General features: G+C 68.8%; 2 protein-coding genes. One reads left to right on the top strand and one right to left on the bottom strand.

Annotated features, from left to right (window positions below; genetic code table 11):
• Window positions 1–266, bottom strand: a 266-nt coding sequence (locus tag A9X05_RS00115; RefSeq protein WP_368664907.1) for a DUF6636 domain-containing protein, incomplete at its 3' end; no start/stop codon positions are given.
• A 237-nt stretch (window positions 267–503) separates the two neighbouring features.
• Between A9X05_RS00115 and A9X05_RS00110 the strand changes: the two genes are divergently transcribed.
• The coding region (locus A9X05_RS00110) for a DUF6636 domain-containing protein (RefSeq protein ID WP_156736165.1) at window positions 504–898 on the top strand (395 nt) is incomplete at its 3' end.

The following is an 898-nucleotide window of genomic DNA, read 5'->3' as shown; positions in this document are numbered from 1 at the left end:
TCCCGCGACACCCGGAAGTAGTGCCCGGTGCTGCTGTCGGTGCACGTCATGCCCGACGGCTCGCTGTCGCAGGTGATCGTGCCCGCGGACTGGGTCTGGCCGTAGTCGAGGGTCGGCTCGCCGGCGAAGCGCAGGGTGTCGCCGTGGCAGTGGATGGCGGCCGGCTCGCCCAGGTTCAACACGAAGCGGTTGCCCCAGGCGAGATGCTTGCCGCACTCCGGTGGCGGCGGTGGCTGGTAGTCGAAGTCGCTGATGTCGCACGCCACACCGAAGCCGCCATCACGCAGGTGACGTCGCCCGAGGGCGACTGGAAGTGGTAGAGCGGGTCCGCGTGCGCCGGGCCCACCGCGGTCGCGGCCGCCAGGAGCGGAACCGCGGCGACCATTGATGCCTTCATGATGACGTTGTAATCCTTTTGGGCGGCCAGGTGAAGGCCCCCGCGCAAACTCATTTCGGGATTATCGGTCCGGTCCACCGGCGCACAGGCTTACGCTCAGCAAATGATGAGGACCCTCGCTGTCGCCGCCGCGACGGTCGCGGCCGCCACCGTGATGCCGGCGACCGCGCACGCGGACACCCAGAACTTTCAATCGCCGTCCGGCAACATCTACTGCGTCCTGGGCGGCTTCGGTGTGGCGTGCGACATCAGCGACTTCGACTACCAGCCACCGCCGCCACCGGAGTGCGGCAAGCATCTCGCCTGGGGCAACCGCTTCGTGTTGAACCTGGGCGAGCCGGCCGCCATCCACTGCCACGGCGACACCCTGCGCTTCGCCGGCGAGCCGACCCTCGACTACGGCCAGACCCAGTCCGCGGGCACGATCACCTGCGACAGCGAGCCGTCGGGCATGACGTGCACCGACAGCAGCACCGGGCACTACTTCCGGGTGTCGCGGGA

Origin of the sequence: Mycobacterium sp. E3298, assembly GCF_001666895.1 — a bacterium.
Classification (GTDB): domain Bacteria; phylum Actinomycetota; class Actinomycetes; order Mycobacteriales; family Mycobacteriaceae; genus Mycobacterium.
This window is presented reverse-complemented; position numbering and strand designations above follow the sequence as displayed.